Below are 19717 nucleotides of genomic sequence, written 5' to 3'. Positions count from 1 at the left end.
GATGTCCCTCCCTCCCGCGACCCCGATCGCCACACCGACGCCCGCTCCCCCGACGCCCCGTCAGGGACGACTGTTCCTGCCGATGTTCATCGCGGCCTGGTTCGGCATCAACATCGCCACGAGCGCCGTCGTCGGCGCGGCGATCCCGAAGACGTTCGCGTTCCTCGGCGATGCGACGAAGGAGGTCGACCTCTCGATCGTGACCGCGATCGGCGGCATCGTCGTCATCGTGATCACGCCGCTGTTCGGCCGTCTGAGTGATCGCACGATGTCGCGGTTCGGCATGCGTCGACCCTGGATCGTCGCGGGAGCCGTCATCGGCTTCGTCGGCGTCGTCGTGCTCGCGTTCTCGTCGACGCTGTGGCCGATCGTGCTCGGCTGGGCGATCGTCCAGGCGGGATTCGGTGCGGCCAACGCGGCCGTTCACGCGCTGCTCGCCGAGCAGATCCCGACTCGCATCCGGGCACGCGTCGCGGGGCTCGCGAGCGCGAGCGGGAGCGTGGCGCTCATCGCCGGGACGCAGATCATCGCGGCCCTGCCGAACGACGCACGGTGGTTGTGGTTCATGGTGCCCGGGACGATCGGCGCCGTGCTGACCGGAGCGCTCGCGTTCGGCCTGCGCGACATCGTGCGGACGACTCGGCCGCCCTCGTTGGACTGGCGCGCGATCGTGTCGACCTACTGGCTCAGTCCACGCGACAGTCCCGACTTCCTGTGGGCCTTCCTGTGCCGGATGTTCGTCACGATGTCCGTGTTCACGGTCGCGACGTACCTGCTGTTCTTCATCATCGACCGACTCGGCGTCCCGAAGGAGGAGGCGTCCGGTGTGCAGGCGACCGCGCTCGTCGTCTTCACGATCGGCGGGCTGCTGACGAACGTGCTGTTCGGTTGGATCTCGGACCGAACCGGGCGGCGCAAGACGATCGTGTGGATCTCGTGCGCGTGCTCGGTCGCGGGCCTCCTCGTGGCGATGTTCGCGCCGGACACGAGCATCTTCCTCGTGGGCCTCGCACTCGTCGGCGCGGCGCAGGGCGCGTACGTGTCGGTCGACATCGCACTCAAGACCGAGGTCCTGCCGCACCATCGCGACGCCGGCAAGGACCTCGGCATCGTCGCGCTCTCCTACCAGGTGCCTCAGCTCGTCTCGCCGATCATCGCGGTCCCGCTGCTCGCGATCGGCGGCTCCGGCGCGAACTACACCGCCCTCTTCGCGGGCGCGATCGTGTTCGGTGTGCTCGGCGGCCTCGCGGTGCTCCCGATCAGATCGGTGAAGTGAGGCGCGGCGGATACGGTTGAATCGCACCGCGTTCGCCGGGACGGGACCGACGCGAGCCGCCGACGGCGGCCGATTTCGTCCCGGCATCGCCCGATCGTTCGGCTCGGTCGTCGGTGCCCGTCGGGCCGGATCCGAGCGAGGAGTCCACATGCCGCATCTCGTCCCACCGGGAGCGACCGAGCGCGTCGTCGAGCTTCCCGAGGGCAGGGTCCGCGTGCTGACGGGCGGGCCACCCGACGCGACACCTCCCCTCGTCCTCGTGCACGGCGGCGGGACCGACAGTGCCGGGATCTCCTGGTTCCGCACGATCGAGACCCTCGGGCGCGAGCACCACGTCGTCGCACTCGACCTGCCCGGTTTCGGTGGCTCTCGCGGGATCGCCCCGGTCGGCGGCCCCGGCCCGCTGGCCGACGTCGTCGTGCGGGTCGCCGAGGCGCTCGGCATCGACCGCGCGGTCGTGTTCGGCGTCTCGATGGGCGGGGACGTCGCCCTGAACGTCGCGCTCCGACATCCTTCGTTGGTGGCCGGGCTCGTCCTGATCGCACCCGGTGGACTCGCCGAGCGCGTGGGCGGCCCCGTCACGCACCGACTCGCATGGGCGAGTGCGCGCCTGCCGGATGCGCTGCTGCTCCCCCTCGCCCGGTTCGCGAACCGCTTCACGCGCTCGGCCCTGCGCGCGATCGTGCACGATCCCGCGACGCTCCCGAGCGAGGTCGTCGAGGAGTTCGTACGCGAGGCGCGTGCACCCGACGCGGGCATCGCCTACGGCCGCTACAACCAGGCGACGCTCGGACGCACGCGCCTGCGGAACGACGTGCTCCCCTGGGTGCACGAGATCACGGCACCGACGCTCTTCTTCCACGGCGAACTCGATCCACTGGTCGCCCCGTCCGGTTCGGTCGAGGCGGCGGCGCGCATGCCGGACGCCCGCGCCGTCGTCGTGCCCGCAACGGGGCACTGGGCACAACTCGAAGCGCACGAGCTGTTCACCCGGGAGGTCCGGGGGTTCCTGGCAGGGCTCGCATGCTGACGCCAGGCGGCGCGCACGTCCTGCTTCGGATACGACGCGCCGAGCGGTGACGGGCGCCGCCGATCAGCCCGGCGAGGCGCGTCCGACGCGCCAGTAGCCGCAGAACGTGACGTTCGCCTTCGGCACCCCCCGCTCGCCCACGAGGTGGCGGCGTGCGCCGGTCGCGAGCGCCGACTCCCCCACCGCGAACCCGTACACATCCGGGCCGAGCTCGAGTTCGCGCAGCGCGGGCAGTGCTCGTGAGCCCGGCGCATCGGCCGGGTCACGCACGAGCCACTGCACCGTCACCCCCGCGGGCGCGTCAACGTCCTGCCTGTCGCGCTCGTCGAAGAGTTCGATGATCGCGTCACCGACGCTGTCGCGGGGCATGTCCCGCAGGATGCCGAGCGCCGCCGGCATCGCGCTCTCGTCGGCGACGATGACGGACCGTGCGGCGGGGACGGGCGCCCAGCCACACCCCTGGTCGATGAGGGCGACGGGTGCGCCGGCCTCGACCGTGGTCGCCCAGGGGCCCGCGATGCCCTCCGTGCCGTGGACGACGAAGTCGACGTCCAGTTCACGGGAGGCCGCGTCGAACTGCCGGATCGTGTAGTTGCGGATCACCGGCCGCGTGCCCTTGGGCAGGGTCAGGAACTTCAGGAGGCCACCGAACCCGAACTTCGAGGGGAGGTTGTCGAACCGGTCCTCGGCGTGCACGGGGATCGCGAGCCGGAACCACTGGTCGAACCCCTTGTACTCGAAGCGGTCGAGGTCGCCTCCCGCGAACGTCACCCGGACGATGTGCGGACTGACCCGTTCACTGCGCACGACGTTCGTGAGAACGAGCCCCGAGTCGGAGTGGGTGACCGTGATGTTGGGCATGCTGGGATTCCTTGCTGCGGATTCGCCTCGTGGCGGGAACGGCCGCATCGAGCAGAACCACTCGACGCGGCCGCAGTCATCCCACTCGGCCCGGCGGCGCCGTGATCGAGACGACACGTGAGCGTGAACTTAGGTTCACCTCACCGAGCGTAGGCTGTCACCGATCCGGGGTCAATCGATGGACGAGCACGGCGCGCCCGGCTCGAGTGACTCAACATTCCGTCCGCGCGCGTTCGCGGCCCTGTGCGGACGTCGGTGCCGTGTCGACGGGCGACGTCGGTGGGCTCGTTCGGCGGACAGGGCGCGCAGCATTCGATCGTTCCCGCGCACAGGAGTTCGAGGAGACGCGTCGCACGCTCGGTCCGGAGGTTCGGCGACCGCATGGTCCCGAGTCCCCATAGCGGTGCGACCGGGGCGGCCTGACAGCGACTCGCACGGGAGAGGCGACGACGGCGCGCCGGCCCGCTTCGGCTCACGATGCAGCGCAGCGGCGAGTTCAGACGTGGCTTCGCGGATTGGGGGCGCACGCGGCTGAAAGCCATGGCAGGGCGGACCCGGGTGTCCGTGTACATTCGCAGTCGTTCAGACGCGGCATGCCGCGAAGCACGCGTTTCGGCGCCACGTCGGGGATCCGGTCCGACGGTCCCACCATTCGCGACGGGCAGTGAGCGCATGTGCCTTCAGGACCACGAAACGACGTAGCCCCGCCGACACGCCGCAGAATCGTGCAACAGAACGGTCGGTGAAGGCGCGTCCAGGGTGGTGATTCGCCTGCCGACCGGTCGGCTCAGGTGCATTCGAGCCGATCCGTTCGGCGAGTGGGCGCGGTCGACCGGGGCCACGTGCACTCGATCATCGAGGGGCAGGTTGCCATCCATCGGGATCGTGGCGATCGCCGTACGGGACGCGTGAGTCGGAGCGCGCGGGCACCGGCGACCCCTCGCCAGCACCCGGGCCACTGTTGGCTCGCAGCCGAGTGGCGCGGACGCGTGAGCAGCGTCAGCCGCGTCGGAACTCCGCGACCATGGGGCACTCGAACGGATCCCGTGCAGCGAGTCCGACCCGGTTGAGATACTCGATCACGATCGCGTAGGAGCGCCAGAGCGAGGTCTCGGTGTAGGGCACGCCGAGCGTCTCGCAGTATTCCTTGACGATGATCCGGGTCTGCGCGAGTTGCGGCCGAGCCATACTCGGGAAGAGGTGATGTTCGACCTGGTAGTTCAGCCCGCCCATCAGTGCGGTCACCCACCAGCCGCCACGGATGTTCCGGGAGGTGCGCACCTGCTTCGAGAAGAAGTCCAGTTTCGCGTCCGGTGCGATGACGGGCATGCCTTTGTGGTTCGGAGCGAACGAGGCGCCCATGTAGACACCGAACACGGCCAGCATCACGCCCGTGAACGCCCACGCCATGCCGAAGGGAAGGAGCACGAAGAGGGGCACGAACACGACCGCGGTGCGGGTGAGGATCAAGCCGAGTTCCAGCCAACGAGACTTCACGCTGCCGCGACCGACGAGGTAGGCGAAACTGTGCACGTGGAGGTTGAGGCCCTCGAAGGTCAGCAATGGGAAGAAGAACCACCCCTGCTTCCGCGTGATGAGTCGGCGTACGCCACGCGCTCGCGCCGCGTCGACGTCGAGGAACGAGATGGTGTCGACCTCGATGTCCGGATCCTTACCGACCTTGTTGGGATTCGCGTGGTGGCGGCTGTGCTTCGCATCCCACCACGAATAGCTCATGCCCGCGATGGCGGCGAGCACTCGCGCCAGGCGATCGTTGGCGGGTCCCGTGGAGAGGATCTGCCGGTGTCCTGCCTCGTGGGCGAGGAATGCGACCTGGGTGAAGACGATCCCGAGCGCCCCGGCGATGAGCAACTGGAACCAGCTGTCACCGAGCAGCACGAAGCCGGTGACCGCTCCCCCGAAGCCCATGGCGATCGCGATGCCGACGACGAGGTAGAACACAGGACTGCGGCGAAGCAGCCCACGTTCCCGGATCACGGCCGCCAGCCGCGTGTATGCGGCCGCGATCGGCGGGAAATCGCCGTTGCGGGCGTAGGTCTGGCGGATCTGGCCGCGGGTGCCGAGCGTGTCAGCCGTCGTGAAGGAGATGAGCGCACCTGATCTCTGAATCGATGATCACCGGGGATTCGAGAAATCTGCCGCTGAGCCGATCGGTTATTTCCACCCGGCGCATGCATTGTGTCATGCGCTCGCGAGAATTGGCCGAACGGACGACGACGCGAATCCCACGTGAACTCCAGCTTGCAGGGACCGCGGCCGGATCTCGTTCACGCGCGTGCCCTTCGGGCCGCGCTCCGAATCGACGGAGACCTTCGGGCTTCGCCGCGACGCCGTCCACCCCGCCCCCGGCTATCACATCGAACGGCGCGAACAGCTCGGCGGCATCAGACAGACGGCGCGGTACATCCGAATCCGCTCCCGGTGTCGAATCAGTTGACGGTGCTGCTCGCCACGATGTCGTTTCGCCGTCGTCGGGGACCTTCCGAGCGATCCGTGTGGGCGCGGCAGCGGCGGGTGGTCGAAGGTGCGTGTGTGTGTCGCCACGGCCTCCGGTCGACGTGTCGAGCACCGCATCGCGCATCTCCACGGCTGTGCGGGCGTCGTCGACCGATCGCGTCGTCACGAGGGGGCGAGCGAGAGCGTCGTACGCGGTGAAGCGGTCACCGGATACGGCGATGAAGCCCGCGAACTCACCGCGCCTGGTGGCGACGGCCACATCATCGGCAGCCTGCCGCCACTCGGTGCTCGAATTCGCCACGGATGGAGCGCGAGAAAAGATACGAAAACCAATCAAGAAGTGCATGAGCCGCATTCGTTGCGGTGAGTTCCCGGAAGGCGAACCCATGTTGACGGATCGCCTGCCGGTCGGTGTTCGACGCCACAGCTCGGTCCGGAGAACGCTCACGCAGAAAACAGGCCTGTCGTCAACCGGTGCGACACTACAGCACGTCCAGGAATACCGCCACCACGCTCCGGGGCGTCGATTGAATGCCCGCCTTGTGCGCGGCGAGCTCGGCGGGGCCGTTCGACGCCTCAACCAGCAAGCCGGCGAACGCCTGTGGGTGGGCGGCGTGACGCTGCCTCGCGCGCTCGCGGACCTGGGGCTGTTCAGGCGGCTGTCGCGGGTGCGGCGTGGCGCTGCCTCGCGCGCTCGCGGACCTGGGTCTGATCGACGAGTACGAGTTCATCGTGCATCCCGTGCTCGCGGGCCGGGGCCATTCCGACTCAGACCGACCGCGAGTGGGCCGACGCGTCGGCGATCTGCTGCACCGTCGGGGTCACACCCGTGTAGCTCTCGAACTGTGCGGCGGCCTGCAGGGCGATCACCTCCGCGCCCGTGATGACCACTTTGTCCGCCTCCCGCGCCCCGCGGATCAGCGGCGTCTCGGCCGGGAACGCGACGACGTCGAACACGGTCCGCGCCGCGGCGATGTGGTCGGCGCCGAACGAGAGGGCCCCGGCGTCCGGCCCGTTCATGCCGAGCGGTGTCACGTTGACGATGATCGAGGCGCCGGGAGCGGGGTCGTGTGAGACCCACCCGTAGCCGTAGGCCGCGGCGAGCGACTCACCCGCTTCGGCGTTGCGCGCCACGACGGTGAGGTCGTCGAAGCCGGCCCCGCGGAACGCGGCGACGACGGGCTCTTCGGACATCTGGTGGGGGTCATGGGGTGAGTCCGCCGGCGGCGAGGAGCATGCGGAGTCGGTAGTTGTGACGGTTGCGGAACCCTCTGGCGAGGCGGCGGTGGAGCTCGATGATCCCGTTGACGGCCTCGGTGCCGCCGTTCGATGATCGTCCGGTCGTGAAGTAGGCCAGGAACGCTGCCTGCCAGCGGCGGAGGGTGCGGCCGAGGCGGGCGATCTCGGGGATCGGGCAGGTGTGGAATGTGTCGACGACCTTCTCGGCGATCCGCCGCCCCTCGACGAGGTCCTTCTGGTGGTAGGCGGAACGCAGTTGCTGGGCGCACTGCCATGCGACGAACACCTCGTCGTGCGCGGGGTCGGCCTCGATCGCTGCCGCGAGCCTGGTCCGCTGCTTCTCGGTGAGGTTCTCGGCGCCGGCGCGGAGGATGGTCTGGATCCCGTAGAGCGGGTCGCCGGTCCGTCCGCGATGCCCGAGGGTGTCTTGCTGGACGCGGCGGCGGACCTCGTCCACAGCGGCGGTGCCGAGCTTGACGACGTGGAACGCGTCCAGCACGGCCGTGGCGTCTTCGAGCTTGTCGTCGATCGCGGTCTTGTAGCCGGCGAACGGGTCAAGAGCTGCGACCTTCACGTTCTGCCGGAACGCTTCGCCGCGTTCGGCGAGCCAGGACGCGTAGGCCTTCCCGGAGCGGCCGGGCACGAGGTCGAGCAGCCTGGCCCGCGTCTTTCCGGTGCTGTCGCGGCTGAGATCGACCATCCCGGTCAGTTCCTTCGGGCCGCGCTTTCGGGGGTCGACGTGATGCCAGATGTGCTCATCGACGCCGAGGGTGGTGACGTTCTCGAACCGGGACTCGTCCTCAGCCAGTTTGACCAGCTCGGGCTCGACGGCCCGCCACACCGTCTTCCACGACGTTCCGAGCTGACGGGCGATACCGTGCACGGTGGCGTGCTCGCGGCGCAGCTGCCCGATCGCCCAGCCGACGGCGCGCGTGGTGATCGACCCGCGCCGGGCCACCAGACCCGGGAGCTGCTCCACGAACGTCCGTCGCACGCATCCCACCTCGTCGCACCGCCAGACCCGCTGCCGCCACACGATCCGCACCCGCGTCACGCCGGGCACATCATGAAGCACCCGTCGGCGACGTCCGCGGCCGGTCGCGACGACCCCGCACGACGGGCAGCCGGTCGGTGCCGCCGGGCTCGAGACGGTCACGATCAGCAGCCCGTCACGGCGGTCAACGTCCTCGACATGGACCCCATCGAGGCCGAGCAGCAAGTCGCAGCGGGAACACGGGCAGGCGGCGGAGCACGCGTCAGCGCACCCCGAACTATCGTGAGACACGTCGAGGTCCTCGGTTGGAGCAGCAGTTGGCGCTACTGATCCTCGGGGACCTCGACCCCTACCCGCCGACCATCACCCGGCGAGCCTCACCCCCACCGAATGTCCGAAGAGCCGGATAATCGCGCGATCTCGGCCAGCTCGCGCAGCGTCCACTGATGCGCGATGTCACCGTGGAGCGCTTCTCGGGCAAGCAGTGCTTCGCGACGCAGCGGCGCGAACCGGCGGCTGCGCGGCAGCACCGGGCGGGAGCGTGCATGCTGCAGAGGAGTCAAGCGAACACCGGAGACGCGGATGAAGGGTGCGAGCACGTCCATGATCTCGAACCAGAGTGCCTGCAACCTGTTGAACCGTTGCGGGAACCGGTTCTCGATACTCAGCGCGACCATCTCATCGAGCCACGGCATCAGCAAACCGGCGCGGTCCTTCCCGAGCCGCAGGATCTGTGCAGGCTCGGAGTAGACCTTCTCCGCAAAACCCATCGCGTCGAGCCGGTCGTGCAGGATCGCGGAATGCTGCCAGAAGAACTGATCGAGGGCGAAGTCGGTATCAACGTAGATCGCCGTGACCGTGACATGGCCCTCTGGTTCGTTGCTGAACAGCACGTTCGGGCCGAGCATGATCGCATCGCCGACGCTGACGACTTGGCGGCCGAACTCACTGAAGACGATGGCAGAACCCGACCTGACGAACACGAACTTGAGGCAGTCGTAGACCACCGGGCCGATAGGCCGATGGATCGAGCGTGTCCGAGCAACCAGAGGAACAAGCCCGCTCGCACGAGGGGAGCGCCCGGTAGCGTGGAAAACTGCCGGGCACTCGGGCTGGAGGGCATCCGAGCCGCTCAACTATGAGGCACCGGGGAAATGAGCCGGGCTCCTCCCGCATCGACGCAACGTGGCAGCTGGCTGCGCCTGAAACTGATGCCTCGCATCGGACACGCTCATTCCGTGGGAACTCAGTCAGATCAGGCGGTCTTGTGGGGGTGCATGGCACTCTCGGCGACGAGGTGATCGTCGCCTGGTAGGGGTGCCCCGCCAATTCCGATCCCGCCCAGAAGCGTTCCGTCGGTGGCGTGGATCGGGATGCCTCCCGGAACGGGTGTGATCGGGCGATTTGGGCCTGCGGCATGCGGGAGCCCGTGGATCGGCTGGCCTGGAGCGGTGAGGGGTTGGAGGTCGCTGGTCGACGCGCCGATCGCGGCGGCGGTCCAGGCCTTGGCCTGCGCGGACAGGCCGCTGGCGAGGGTGCTGCCGTCCTGTCTCGCGAACGCGATGAGGTTGCCGTGCCGGTCGATGACCGCGGCGCTGATGAGCCAATCATGCTCGCCTGCTGACGACAGCGCGGCGTTGAGGAGTTCTTGCGCGTGGTCCAGGGTGAGGTCGTCCATCGTGGGTTTCCTTCGGGGTCCGGGTCAGTAGTTGATGGGATGGGAGTGCCAGGTGTCGGCTTCGCGGACCTTTTCGGCGAGTTCGTCGGCGCCGTAGTTGGTGATCCAGCCGGGGCTGCCGATCTGGATGCGCCAGCTCCGATCGAGCCGTCCGACGTTCACCGGGTCGAAGCCGAGCCGGTCGACCAGAGCCGCGACGACCTCAGTGCTCTCGGCGTGGTCGCCGGCGACCACGATCCCGCGCCGATCCACCGCTCCTGCGGGCCTGGCGTCAGCGGGGATGTCTGACCAGACGATGTGGTTGAACGCCTTGACGACCCGGCTATCCGGGTACAAGTTCTGCACATAGGCCGAGGTCGCGACGCGATCGTGCTCCAGCGCATCGACGCTGCCGTCGCGCCAGGGCACGTAATTCGTCGCATCGATGAGGATCTTCCCGGCCAGTGCTTCGCGGGGCAGATCGGCGATAGCGCTGAACGGCACCGCTACCAGCACCAGCTGGCCTTCGGTCGCTGCGCCCTCGGGCGTGCCGGGGGTCGCGCCGAGCTCCTCGGTCAGCGGTCGCAGACCGTCGGGCCCGCGACGGCTGCCGAGGGTGACGGTGCATCCGGCTGCGGTGGCGACGCGGGCCACAGCGGAGCCGATGCGTCCGGCTCCGATGATTCCTAAATCAGTCATGGTCACAGTTCCTTTCGTGACGGGGTCATGCGTGAGCCTCGGCAGGTTCCGTCTCCTTCGGGGTTTCAGCCGACCGGCGATGTCCGGGGAGGAAGATCGAGACGGCGACCGCAGCGGCGAGGACGAGCACACCGTTGACGGCGATGGCGATGGTGAGCCCGGTGAGCAGCCCCGTGGAGCCGGTGCCGTTGTCTGCGAGGGCGGCGGCGAGGACGGAAGCGATCAGTGGGGTGCCGAGCGCGAGTCCGACCTGCTGGCTGGTAGTCGTCAGGCCGGTCGCGAGGCCCTGCTCGCTGTCGGGCAGGCCAGAGGTCGCGGTCACGGTGTAGCCGACGATCGTGCCGATGTGCCCGAGCGCGCCGATCACGATCCCGACCAGCACGATCGCCCAGGAAGCACCGTGGGAGCCTGCGACGGCGATCACGAGCGTGCCGACGCCTTGGAACACGAGCGCGGTGACCACGAGAGCTTTCTGCCCGTAGCGGCCGATGATCTTCGGGGTGAAGTTCGCCGCGACGACCGACACGGCGCCGATGACGGCGATCATGGCGCCAGTGAGGACGGCCCCCATCAGCAGCACGTCTTGGAGGTAGAGCGTGAGCAGGTAGGTCAGCGACGACATCATCGAGAAGGTGGTGAGCCCGGCGAGGTTCCCGAACGCGACCGTGCGGCGCCGCAGCACCGCGACGGCGACCAGCGGTTCCTTTGTGCGGGACTCGATGATGAAGAAGACGACCAGCAGCACAAGCGCTCCGGCGAGCCACGGGTAGGCGTCGGGGTGGGCGAGGCCGGTCTCTCCGGCGACGGTCAGCCCGAACACGAGGCAGGTGAGCCCGCCGCTGATGAGCAGCGCACCGGGCAGATCGAGGCGCGGTCTGGTGGCCGGACGGGTCTCGGTGAACAGGATCGGGGCGAGGATCAGCACGACGATCGCGATGGGCACGTTGATGAGGAACGCGGCCCGCCACGACAGGCCCGCTGTCAGCAATCCACCGAGCAGGGCGCCGGTGGTGAAGCCGGCGGAGATGAGCGCCCCATTGATGCCCAACGCACGGGCACGACGGGGGCCCTCTTCGAACGAGGTGGTCAGCAGCGACAGCGCGGTCGGGGCGACTGCTGCCGCGCCGAGGCCCTGGATCACCCGGCCGACGATGAGGAACCACGCGGTGTCCGACAGTCCGCCCATGAGGGAACCGACGCCGAGAAGGGCAATGCCAATCAGGAACAGCAGGCGCCTGCCGACGAGGTCGCCGAGCCGTCCGAAGAGCAGGCCGAGGCCGGCGGCGGGCAGCGCGAACGCGGTGATGATCCACTGCAGCCCGGCTACGCCGATGCCGACATCACGGCCGATCTCAGGCAGCGCGACATTCAGGACGGAGAAATCGACCGCGAGCAGGAAGCTCGCGCTCAGCAGAACGACGAGCTTCCACCGCTCAGCGCGGGAGAGGCGGGAGTCAGAGGAATCAGGCATGAAGGGTCTTTCTCGGGATAGGGCGGTGCGAGTCGCCTGGGCACAACCCGCACCGCGCAGACGTAGCTGTGAGAAGTGGCGCGATCAGGCTGTCTCGTGGACGAGGACGGTCTTGCCGACCGTGGCGCCCTCGCGCAGCGCGGCGAGCACCCGGGGCGCATCCTGGATGGGGGCCCGCTCTGCCACGTGCACGGCGACCTCGCCTGCCGCAACGAGCGCCAGCGCGCGCCGCAGGTAGGTGCCGACCAGGGCCGGCTCCGCGGCGGAGAGGGCACCGAGGTTGAAGCCGAGCACGCCGATGCCGCCGAACCACAGCGTATTGCTGTTGATCTGCTGGTCACCGGCCTGAGCCGCGTCACCGACCGCGAGTAACCGACCGCCCAGGCGCAACAGGCCGAGGCTGGTCTGTCGGCCCGGCCCGGAGACCGGATCGGCGATCACGTCGAACTGCCCCTGTGTAGCGCTGTCGAGGTCGGCGCGCAGCCACACCTCGTCGTAGCCGAGATCGAGCGCGGCCTGACGCTTCGCCTCGCTGCCGACGACCCCGACGACGCGGCCGGCACCGAGGCGACGGGCGATCTGCCCGAATTGCGAGCCCAGGCCGCCCGCAGCGGCGTGCACCAGCACATGCTCACCCGGCATCAGGTGCGCAATCCGTTCGAGCGCGATGAGCGCGGTCGTCGTGTTCGACGGCACCACCGACGCGAGCGCCGGGTCCATCCCGGCGGGCATCGGCGCGACGAGCCCGGCGTGGGTGACGGCGACCTGTCCGTACCCGCCCCCGCCGTTGATGGTCAGCGCCGCGACCCGATCGCCAGGCGTGAATCCGGTGACGCCCTCGCCGAGCGCACGCACGCGGCCGGAGGCCTCGATGCCGGGCACCCAGGGTAGCGGGTTCGGCACGAACCCGCCCGCAAACAGAGCCTCCACATAGTTCGCGCCCGCGTACTCCACGTCGAGCGCGACCTGGCCCGGACCCGGCTCGGGCGCGGGAATCTCGTCGTAGCTCAGCCCGTCGGGGCCGTCATAGCTGGTGATCTGCACAGCCTTCATGCGCTGCATCCTTCCCTCGTTGTATCAGCAACCTGTATAGTATAAGCCTACTTATTATCTCGAGTGGAGGAGACTATGGACAAGCGCGAACTCGGCATCGGCGGACCCCAGGTGACGCCGATCGGCCTGGGCTGCATGGGCATGAGCTGGGGCTACACGGAAAGCCGCCGCGACGACGACACCTCGATCGAGGTCATCCGCCGTGCCCTCGACGCCGGCGTCGACCTGCTCGACACCGCCGCCGTCTATGGCGACGGTCACAACGAGCGCCTGGTGGGTCGCGCCATCGCCGGCCGACTCGATGAGGTGGTCGTGGCGACCAAGGGCGGGCTCGTGGTCGATGATCTCGCCACCAAGCAGATGCACCGCGACGGCCGTCCCGAGACCCTGCGCAGCCAGGTCGAGGACAGCCTGCGTCACCTCGGCGTCGACCGCATCGACCTGTACTACCTCCACCGCGTCGACCCGAACGTGCCCATCGAGGAGAGCTGGGGCGCCCTCGCTGGCCTCGCCGCCGAGGGCAAGATTGACCGGCTCGGCCTCTCCGAGGTCTCGATCGCGCAGGCCGAGGCCGCGCACGCGATCCACCCGATCGCGGCGATCCAGTCCGAGCTCTCCCTCTGGACCCGCGACCCCCTCGGTGACCAGACAACCGACGCATCAGGCGGAGGCATTGCTGGCGCAGGCACCGACGCCGGCGGCGACCTACTCGCCTGGACACGGGATCAGGGCGTCGCGTTCGTGCCGTTCGCGCCGCTCGGCCGCGGCTACCTCACCGGCACCCTCACTGCCGACGGGTTTGAGGACGGCGACTTCCGCGCCACCAACCCGCGCTTCGCCGCCGACGCCTTCGACAGGAACCAGGCGATCACTGGCGAGGTCGCACGCATCGCCACCGACCACAATGCGACACCGGCGCAGGTCTCCCTGGCCTGGCTGCTCCGACTCTCACCGAACATCATCCCGATCCCCGGCACCCGCAGTGGCACCCACCTGGTCGAGAACCTCGCCGCGACACAGCTGGAACTCACCGAGGACGAGCGGCTGCGCCTCGACCGGCTCCCTACGGCGTATGGCTCCCGCTACTGAGCGGGGGCCTGCGCCTCGGCGTCCGCGGTGGGCTCTCCGCGCAGTGAGGCGGTGGCCCGCTGTAACAGGTCGCGCAGCTGAGCGCGCTCGGTATCGGTGAACGCCTCGCCGAGGCGCTGCTCGATCGCCCGCGGCGCCTCGTCCGCACGCAGGACCAACGCCTCGCCCGCCGGAGTCAACGACACGACCAACACCTTGCGATGTACCTTGGACGGCTTGCGGGTCACCAGCCCCTTGGCCTCCAGCTTGTCGAGCGTCTGGCCCATCGTCTGCGCCGTCACCGCCGCGACCCGCGCCAGCTGCGCCGAGGACTGCTCGGGCACGTAGTGCAGCGACATCAGCGCCGCATACTGCGCGACCGTCAGCCCGAACGGACGCAACGCCTCCGTCTTCGCCTGGATCATCGCCTGCTCCGCCGCCTTGATATGTGACCCCAGACGCGCCGAAGAGTCCTCCAAGAACTCCTCCTCACCGCGGCGAGGAGTCGGCAGGCAGAACGACGAAGCATCAGTATCAGTCACCTCACCAGAATAAAGCACCTGACATCAAGCCATGAATATGCTCTCGGCTTTGCTGCCCCCAGGGGCCATGGGGGTGACTGACGCCGAGGTGGCATGGGTCCCGCGCGCCAATGGACAAGGCTCAGTCCGTCGCTGTCTGACCGGCAGTGCCGTCGGCGCACGACGTAATCTCGGAGCCGACTGAAGAGCATCGATCGCGGCGGCTGCTTGGAGCGGGAGGACGCCGTTGCCGAGTGCGATGTTCTGCTGGTTCGCGGTCAGGCCGCAGGCGGGGTCGGTGATCCAGCCGACGGGCAGGCCCATGAGCCATTCCACGAACTCGGGAGCGGGCCGCGGCCCCTTCGATTCGTTCAGGATCGCGGGGGCCGGTGCCGGGCGTCCGGTGATGTGTTCCCATCGGGCGATGGCGTCGGCGTATCGTCCCCAGCGGCGAACAGCTCGTCGATCAGGGGCCACAGCGTCTCCGACTCGTTCAGCCTGTTCGGTGAGCCATTCGGTCCGTGAAGGGCGAGGTCGATGATCTGGTGGCTGAGTGCGATCGTGCCCCGTCGCGCCCGGACCCGTTCCAGGGTCTCCCCACCGCGGGAGTAGTCGGTCGCCAGCGGGGTGCGGAACAGTGTGCGCGGGGTGCGCGGTAATGAGGCTCTTCGGACATTCGGTGGGGGTCATGGGGTGAGTCCGCCGGCGGCGAGGAGCATGCGGAGTCGGTAGTTGTCGCGGTTGCGGAAGCCGCGGGCGAGGCGGCGGTGGAGCTCGATGATCCCGTTGACGGCCTCGGTGCCGCCGTTCGATGATCGTCCGGTCGTGAAGTAGGCCAGGAACGCTGCCTGCCAGCGGCGGAGGGTGCGGCCGAGGCGGGCGATCTCGGGGATCGGGCAGGTGTGGAATGTGTCGACGACCTTCTCGGCGATCCGCCGCCCCTCGACGAGGTCCTTCTGGTGGTAGGCGGAACGCAGTTGCTGGGCGCACTGCCATGCGACGAACACCTCGTCGTGCGCGGGGTCGGCCTCGATCGCTGCCGCGAGCCTGGTCCGCTGCTTCTCGGTGAGGTTCTCGGCGCCGGCGCGGAGGATGGTCTGGATCCCGTAGAGCGGGTCGCCGGTCCGACCGCGATGCCCGAGGGTGTCTTGCTGGACGCGGCGGCGGACCTCGTCCACAGCGGCGGTGCCGAGCTTGACGACGTGGAACGCGTCCAGCACGGCCGTGGCGTCTTCGAGCTTGTCGTCGATCGCGGTCTTGTAGCCGGCGAACGGGTCAAGAGCTGCGACCTTCACGTTCTGCCGGAACGCTTCGCCGCGGTCTGCGAGCCAGGACGCGTAGGCCTTCCCGGAGCGGCCGGGCACGAGGTCGAGCAGTCTGGCCCGCGTCTTTCCGGTGCTGTCGCGGCTGAGATCGACCATCCCGGTCAGTTCCTTCGGGCCGCGCTTTCGGGGGTCGACGTGATGGGGAGGCTCGGAGCGTGTGCTCATCGACGCCGAGGGTGGTGACGTTCTCGAACCGGGACTCGTCCTCAGCCAGTTTGACCAGCTCGGGCTCGACGGCCCGCCACACCGTCTTCCACGACGTTCCGAGCTGACGGGCGATACCGTGCACGGTGGCGTGCTCGCGGCGCAGCTGCCCGATCGCCCAGCCGACGGCGCGCGTGGTGATCGACCCGCGCCGGGCCACCAGACCCGGGAGCTGCTCCACGAACGTCCGTCGCACGCATCCCACCTCGTCGCACCGCCAGACCCGCTGCCGCCACACGATCCGCACCCGCGTCACGCCGGGCACATCATGAAGCACCCGTCGGCGACGTCCGCGGCCGGTCGCGACGACCCCGCACGACGGGCAGCCGGTCGGTGCCGCCGGGCTCGAGACGGTCACGATCAGCAGCCCGTCACGGCGGTCAACGTCCTCGACATGGACCCCATCGAGGCCGAGCAGCAAGTCGCAGCGGGAACACGGGCAGGCGGCGGAGCACGCGTCAGCGCACCCCGAACTATCGTGAGACACGTCGAGGTCCTCGGTTGGAGCAGCAGTTGGCGCTACTGATCCTCGGGGACCTCGACCCCTACCCGCCGACCATCACCCGGCGAGCCTCACCCCCACCGAATGTCCGAAGAGCCCGAAAACCGCGTGCACCGACTCCGTCCCGCTCACGAGCCGTCGAGTGCCTCTGTCACCCCACCCCACACCGACGGCCGAGCGAGACTGATCACGGACGAACACCCCGACCGAACTCCGGCCTTCGGACGTCGGACACCTGGCGGAGCCCGGGAGGAGCTTCGGTCGCCGCACTGCGCGCGTCGATGACGCCGCTCCCCGAACAGCCCCGCACCCACACACACCCGGGACCGCGACGAACGACCCTCGTCGCACGTGCGGTTCACGCTCGAGCCCGGCACGAAGGAGTTCTTCGTCGCGCCACTCCCCTGGCGGCGACCGACCAGCGAGAACGCCCACGGGCTGTTGCGTCGATGTTTCCCGGGAAGCGCGCACGTCTCCGGGTGGTGCGCCGAGGATCTCGAGGCCGACGCTCTCGCGATCGACGACCGGCCTCACGTGAGCCTTGCCCGGCACGCACTCACCGACGTGTACGAAGAGCATCTCCGCTCGCTTCGACAAACCGGCGTTGCAACGACCGGCTGAACCCGCCCTGCCCAACACATTCGACCGTCAGTAGTTTGCCCTGAACTAGAAGCTCTCCGCTACTTACAAACTCAACATTCCCTAGCTGGAGCTTTCAAAGCCCGGAAGTCTGTCCAATAAGGTGAGTTCGAGCAGCCTTCGAGCCGCCTCCCTCAAATGCCAAACTTGAGAGTACAAGAAACTACCCGGCTCATCTCGTCGGAAAGTGTTCACCACCGCACCCAATCGAAATTCGGTCGAATGCAGTTTCATTTCGTGCGCAGTGCTCGACCGCAGCCCATATAGGGCCCCAAGACGTTTCGCCTCGTCTGCCGATAGCACCAATTTAAGCGCTTCCTTGTACGCCCTTTTACTCCCCCAGTCCTCTGACTTATTCATCGACGCAAGTCGTTTTCCAATTGCCTCTATGATGGCAACATAGGCAACACAGGCCATCGATGGACCAATCTGTTCAATTTCGTATCCGTGGTAGAACCCAGCCATGAGAGCATTATTCCTCTTATTCACCCTCATCGATTCAATAATGACCCCAAGGGATTTTTGCTCGATATTCACACCGGCGATTGCCGACCCCGAAGACTCACCCAATAGTGGCAACCCCATTTCGCGAGTGGGCAGTTGATTCAAGTCGATCGTCGACCCTCGGGGAGGAATGAGAACCTCCCAATACACTCCCGTGAGCAGGGTGAGCGCTGCAGCAAGTTCAAGTACAGTCCTGTTGCTTTCACTCTGGCGCGTCACGCCGTCACTTCCAACGACTCTTCCGGTCACCAAACTTGGGTGAAGAGTCTCGATCATCCCTCCACCGCCGAAGCTACGATTGCGGAAACTCCACTGATAGCGCTCGTAGGAAGTGACGGAGGCCCGAATATTAAGGTCATTCAGTTGCAAATCATGACTAAGCCTCAAGGAGCCGGAGGTGAATTTTACCGGCGCGATGATCGACTGCCAAACATACTCCGACAATTCGCCCAGTCTAGCCCCCGCCAGGACCACTACTGACTCTAGATTTACAATTTCACCCAGCGGAAAATGGCCTATCTGGGACTCAAGACATACGATCCATTCATCATTAGCAACCGGCAGGAGCGCCAAGTTCCCACGCGCCGAGTCATCCAGTGAATACCGCCGATAAGAATACACTCGCCCATTGTGCTCGAAATCAATGGTTGTGAAGCCAGTCTGTAAAGGGTGAGAGATCATTCGATTGAGCATCTCGCCCTCAATGAGAGACATGAACTCGTCACCTTGACCCGGCCAATCCAGGCTCGGTTGCCTACGGAGCACCCAAAGCCACCGATCGCCTGCCTCAAAGCAGTCACTGCAAAGCGAACCAAACACGCCGTCAACCATTCGGAGCCTTCCATCCCGCCACTGACCAGCTGATTCGCAATTCGAGCCGGACCAGGGGTTCGATTAGCCAATGAGACCACGAAACGACCCGCACCCTGTGTCGATTTGGTGTGATCCGCATTTGGTCACCCGACCTCAGACTTTCGAGTCGTGGCCGCAGCCCTCACAATCGTGCGTACGGGCGTCAACATCATTGGGTGGGCCCGGCCGGGCTCGAACCGACGACATCCACGGTGTAAACGTGGCGCTCTACCAACTGAGCTACAGGCCCTCACGCGGAGGCGCCGCCCATCCTATCGGGCACCGAGGCACGCTCGAACCGACGCGCACGCAAGCTCGGCTCGGCCGAACACGACCACCATCACGAGACGTCAGCGACCACCCGCGAGCCAGTCGAGTGCCCGCACGTGCGCGCGGTGCGGCCTCGCCTCGCCCGGCAGCGCTTCGGCGACGAGCCGCACGGCACCGTCGCGGTTGATCGCGACGCTCACGCGGTCCGGCACGCCGCGCTCCTCGTCGAACACGCCAAAGGCGCGCGCCGCGTGGCCGTGGGGCCAGAAGTCGCTCGCCCCGTGGATCGCCGACGAGTCGATCTCGATGTGCTCCCCCAGCCAGGCGGCGAGCACGGCGTCCGAGTCGCACGAGACGACCACGAGGTCGATGCCCTCCTGCTCGGCATCGGGTGCGAGGTCGACGAGGCCGTCGATCTCGACACCGCACACGGGCGTGTACGCATAGGGCACGAAGCACACGAGCTGCGGGCGCGGCGGCCGACCGCCGACGAGGATCCGCCCGCCCCGGTGCGTGGGCAGCTCGATGCCCTCGAGCGCCTCCACCGAATACCCCATGCCGCCTCCCGCTCACGCCACGATCACGTCGCGCACCGTCGCGCGTCGTGTCGTCAGCCTACGACGAGACCCGACGGGCCCGACGCCGACATGGTGGGCCACTACGAGCCCGGTTCGCCGTCGTCGCCCCACGATCGCTCACGCCACGAGGCCGACGACGACCCCCGCGAGCAGATTCGACGCGACGAGCAGCCCCAGGAACACGAGCGCCGCGAGCGGCCACGCCCGCCCGAACGATCCGAGGCCGACGCGCCCGAGCGCCGCACGCAGCGCAGCACGATCCCGCCACCCCTGGACCACCACGTACACGGCGACAGGAACGAGGCACACGAGCAGCGTGGACACACACGCAGCCTATGGTCGCCGTGGCATCTGCGCACGCCCAGCAGCGCGGCCACGGGAGCCGTCGAGGACGCGTCCGGGCACCCCGCGGTCACCCGATGTCCATGCGATCGACGTCCCTCTCACCCTGCGGACAGCCTTTTGTTCCGTATGGCGGACTTCGCGCGAGAAAGTG

Annotated in this window: 18 protein-coding genes, 1 tRNA gene and 1 pseudogene; 4 read left to right on the top strand and 16 right to left on the bottom strand. The window is 67.9% G+C overall.

Translation table 11 applies throughout. The annotated features are described in order from the left end of the window. The first annotated feature begins 1 nt into the window (after window position 1). Entirely contained in the window at window positions 2-1276 is a 1275-nt protein-coding gene (locus HNR16_RS05810; protein ID WP_158040900.1) for an MFS transporter, read from the top strand. A 148-nt stretch (window positions 1277-1424) separates the two neighbouring features. Continuing rightward, window positions 1425-2306, top strand: a complete 882-nt coding sequence (locus HNR16_RS05805; RefSeq protein WP_158040899.1) for an alpha/beta fold hydrolase — start codon at window positions 1425-1427, stop codon at window positions 2304-2306. A 63-nt stretch (window positions 2307-2369) separates the two neighbouring features. Here the strand turns inward: HNR16_RS05805 and HNR16_RS05800 are convergent, their stop codons facing one another. From HNR16_RS05800 to HNR16_RS05755, 10 genes are all read right to left on the bottom strand, one after another. Beyond that, entirely contained in the window at window positions 2370-3167 is a 798-nt protein-coding gene (locus tag HNR16_RS05800) for a siderophore-interacting protein (protein WP_158040898.1), read from the bottom strand. Between the two features lie 999 nt (window positions 3168-4166). Beyond that, the gene (locus tag HNR16_RS05795; RefSeq protein WP_377700732.1) at window positions 4167-5276 is read right to left on the bottom strand and encodes a fatty acid desaturase family protein; all 1110 of its coding nucleotides are present in this window, start codon (window positions 5274-5276) and stop codon (window positions 4167-4169) included. Then, window positions 5257-5991 (bottom strand): hypothetical protein, encoded by a 735-nt coding sequence (locus HNR16_RS05790; protein ID WP_158040896.1) that lies wholly within the window; start codon window positions 5989-5991, stop codon window positions 5257-5259. Before HNR16_RS05790 ends, HNR16_RS05795 begins: the two co-directional genes overlap by 20 nt. Before the next feature lie 422 nt (window positions 5992-6413). Then, window positions 6414-6839, bottom strand: coding sequence for a hypothetical protein (locus tag HNR16_RS05785; protein ID WP_179558126.1), 426 nt, complete (start codon window positions 6837-6839; stop codon window positions 6414-6416). Window positions 6840-6849: 10 nt separating this feature from the next. Continuing rightward, window positions 6850-8169, bottom strand: coding sequence for an ISL3 family transposase (locus tag HNR16_RS05780; protein WP_420850442.1), 1320 nt, complete (start codon window positions 8167-8169; stop codon window positions 6850-6852). Window positions 8170-8255: 86 nt separating this feature from the next. Then, a complete protein-coding gene (locus tag HNR16_RS05775) occupies window positions 8256-8885 on the bottom strand; it encodes an AraC family transcriptional regulator (protein WP_158042176.1) in 630 nt (209 codons plus the stop codon). 248 nt (window positions 8886-9133) lie between these two features. Beyond that, window positions 9134-9556 carry a GlcG/HbpS family heme-binding protein gene (locus tag HNR16_RS05770; RefSeq protein WP_158042177.1) on the bottom strand — a complete coding sequence of 141 codons (423 nt, stop codon included), beginning with the start codon at window positions 9554-9556 and terminating at the stop codon, window positions 9134-9136. A gap of 24 nt (window positions 9557-9580) precedes the next feature. Continuing rightward, entirely contained in the window at window positions 9581-10234 is a 654-nt protein-coding gene (locus HNR16_RS05765; protein ID WP_158042178.1) for an NADPH-dependent F420 reductase, read from the bottom strand. A 25-nt stretch (window positions 10235-10259) separates the two neighbouring features. Further along, a complete protein-coding gene (locus tag HNR16_RS05760) occupies window positions 10260-11705 on the bottom strand; it encodes an MFS transporter (RefSeq protein WP_158042179.1) in 1446 nt (481 codons plus the stop codon). 84 nt (window positions 11706-11789) lie between these two features. Further along, entirely contained in the window at window positions 11790-12758 is a 969-nt protein-coding gene (locus HNR16_RS05755; protein WP_158042180.1) for a quinone oxidoreductase family protein, read from the bottom strand. Between the two features lie 75 nt (window positions 12759-12833). Between HNR16_RS05755 and HNR16_RS05750 the strand changes: the two genes are divergently transcribed. Beyond that, the gene (locus HNR16_RS05750) at window positions 12834-13847 is read left to right on the top strand and encodes an aldo/keto reductase (protein ID WP_158042181.1); all 1014 of its coding nucleotides are present in this window, start codon (window positions 12834-12836) and stop codon (window positions 13845-13847) included. On the opposite strand, the gene HNR16_RS05745 is transcribed toward HNR16_RS05750, so the two are convergent. Together HNR16_RS05745 and HNR16_RS05740 are read right to left on the bottom strand one after the other, a co-directional pair. Continuing rightward, a complete protein-coding gene (locus HNR16_RS05745) occupies window positions 13841-14368 on the bottom strand; it encodes a MarR family winged helix-turn-helix transcriptional regulator (RefSeq protein ID WP_225738011.1) in 528 nt (175 codons plus the stop codon). The two genes, HNR16_RS05750 and HNR16_RS05745, sit on opposite strands and share 7 nt — an antisense overlap. Window positions 14369-15033: 665 nt before the next feature. Then, window positions 15034-16363: pseudogene (locus HNR16_RS05740) on the bottom strand (ISL3 family transposase). Window positions 16364-16729: 366 nt separating this feature from the next. Between HNR16_RS05740 and HNR16_RS05735 the strand changes: the two are divergent. Then, window positions 16730-16999, top strand: coding sequence for a hypothetical protein (locus tag HNR16_RS05735; RefSeq protein WP_158041792.1), 270 nt, complete (start codon window positions 16730-16732; stop codon window positions 16997-16999). Between the two features lie 81 nt (window positions 17000-17080). Here HNR16_RS05735 and HNR16_RS05730 read toward each other — a convergent pair whose 3' ends face one another. From HNR16_RS05730 to HNR16_RS18150, 4 genes are all read right to left on the bottom strand, one after another. Continuing rightward, on the bottom strand, window positions 17081-18235 hold the full coding sequence (locus HNR16_RS05730; RefSeq protein WP_158041791.1) for a hypothetical protein: 1155 nt from the start codon (window positions 18233-18235) through the stop codon (window positions 17081-17083). Between the two features lie 315 nt (window positions 18236-18550). After that, window positions 18551-18623 (bottom strand) — tRNA-Val (locus HNR16_RS05725). A gap of 100 nt (window positions 18624-18723) precedes the next feature. Beyond that, the gene (locus tag HNR16_RS05720; RefSeq protein ID WP_158041790.1) at window positions 18724-19200 is read right to left on the bottom strand and encodes a redoxin domain-containing protein; all 477 of its coding nucleotides are present in this window, start codon (window positions 19198-19200) and stop codon (window positions 18724-18726) included. Window positions 19201-19338: 138 nt separating this feature from the next. Then, window positions 19339-19545: a hypothetical protein gene (locus HNR16_RS18150; RefSeq protein WP_158041789.1), complete on the bottom strand. Its 207-nt coding sequence runs from the start codon at window positions 19543-19545 to the stop codon at window positions 19339-19341. Window positions 19546-19717 lie beyond the last annotated feature (172 nt).

The organism is Pseudoclavibacter chungangensis, from assembly GCF_013410545.1.
GTDB classification, from domain to species: Bacteria; Actinomycetota; Actinomycetes; order Actinomycetales; family Microbacteriaceae; genus Pseudoclavibacter; species Pseudoclavibacter chungangensis.
This window is presented reverse-complemented; position numbering and strand designations above follow the sequence as displayed.

Excerpts from the sequence above, each read along its gene's own strand:
- HNR16_RS05810 (WP_158040900.1), top strand. The coding sequence starts at position 2 with ATGTCCCTCCCTCCCGCGACCCCGATCGCCACACCGACGCCCGCTCCC.
- HNR16_RS05805 (WP_158040899.1), top strand. The coding sequence starts at position 1,425 with ATGCCGCATCTCGTCCCACCGGGAGCGACCGAGCGCGTCGTCGAGCTT.
- HNR16_RS05800 (WP_158040898.1), bottom strand. The coding sequence starts at position 3,167 with ATGCCCAACATCACGGTCACCCACTCCGACTCGGGGCTCGTTCTCACG.
- HNR16_RS05790 (WP_158040896.1), bottom strand. The coding sequence starts at position 5,991 with ATGCACTTCTTGATTGGTTTTCGTATCTTTTCTCGCGCTCCATCCGTG.
- HNR16_RS05785 (WP_179558126.1), bottom strand. The coding sequence starts at position 6,839 with ATGTCCGAAGAGCCCGTCGTCGCCGCGTTCCGCGGGGCCGGCTTCGAC.
- HNR16_RS05770 (WP_158042177.1), bottom strand. The coding sequence starts at position 9,556 with ATGGACGACCTCACCCTGGACCACGCGCAAGAACTCCTCAACGCCGCG.
- HNR16_RS05765 (WP_158042178.1), bottom strand. The coding sequence starts at position 10,234 with ATGACTGATTTAGGAATCATCGGAGCCGGACGCATCGGCTCCGCTGTG.
- HNR16_RS05760 (WP_158042179.1), bottom strand. The coding sequence starts at position 11,705 with ATGCCTGATTCCTCTGACTCCCGCCTCTCCCGCGCTGAGCGGTGGAAG.
- HNR16_RS05755 (WP_158042180.1), bottom strand. The coding sequence starts at position 12,758 with ATGAAGGCTGTGCAGATCACCAGCTATGACGGCCCCGACGGGCTGAGC.
- HNR16_RS05750 (WP_158042181.1), top strand. The coding sequence starts at position 12,834 with ATGGACAAGCGCGAACTCGGCATCGGCGGACCCCAGGTGACGCCGATC.
- HNR16_RS05730 (WP_158041791.1), bottom strand. The coding sequence starts at position 18,235 with ATGTCTCTCATTGAGGGCGAGATGCTCAATCGAATGATCTCTCACCCT.
- HNR16_RS05720 (WP_158041790.1), bottom strand. The coding sequence starts at position 19,200 with ATGGGGTATTCGGTGGAGGCGCTCGAGGGCATCGAGCTGCCCACGCAC.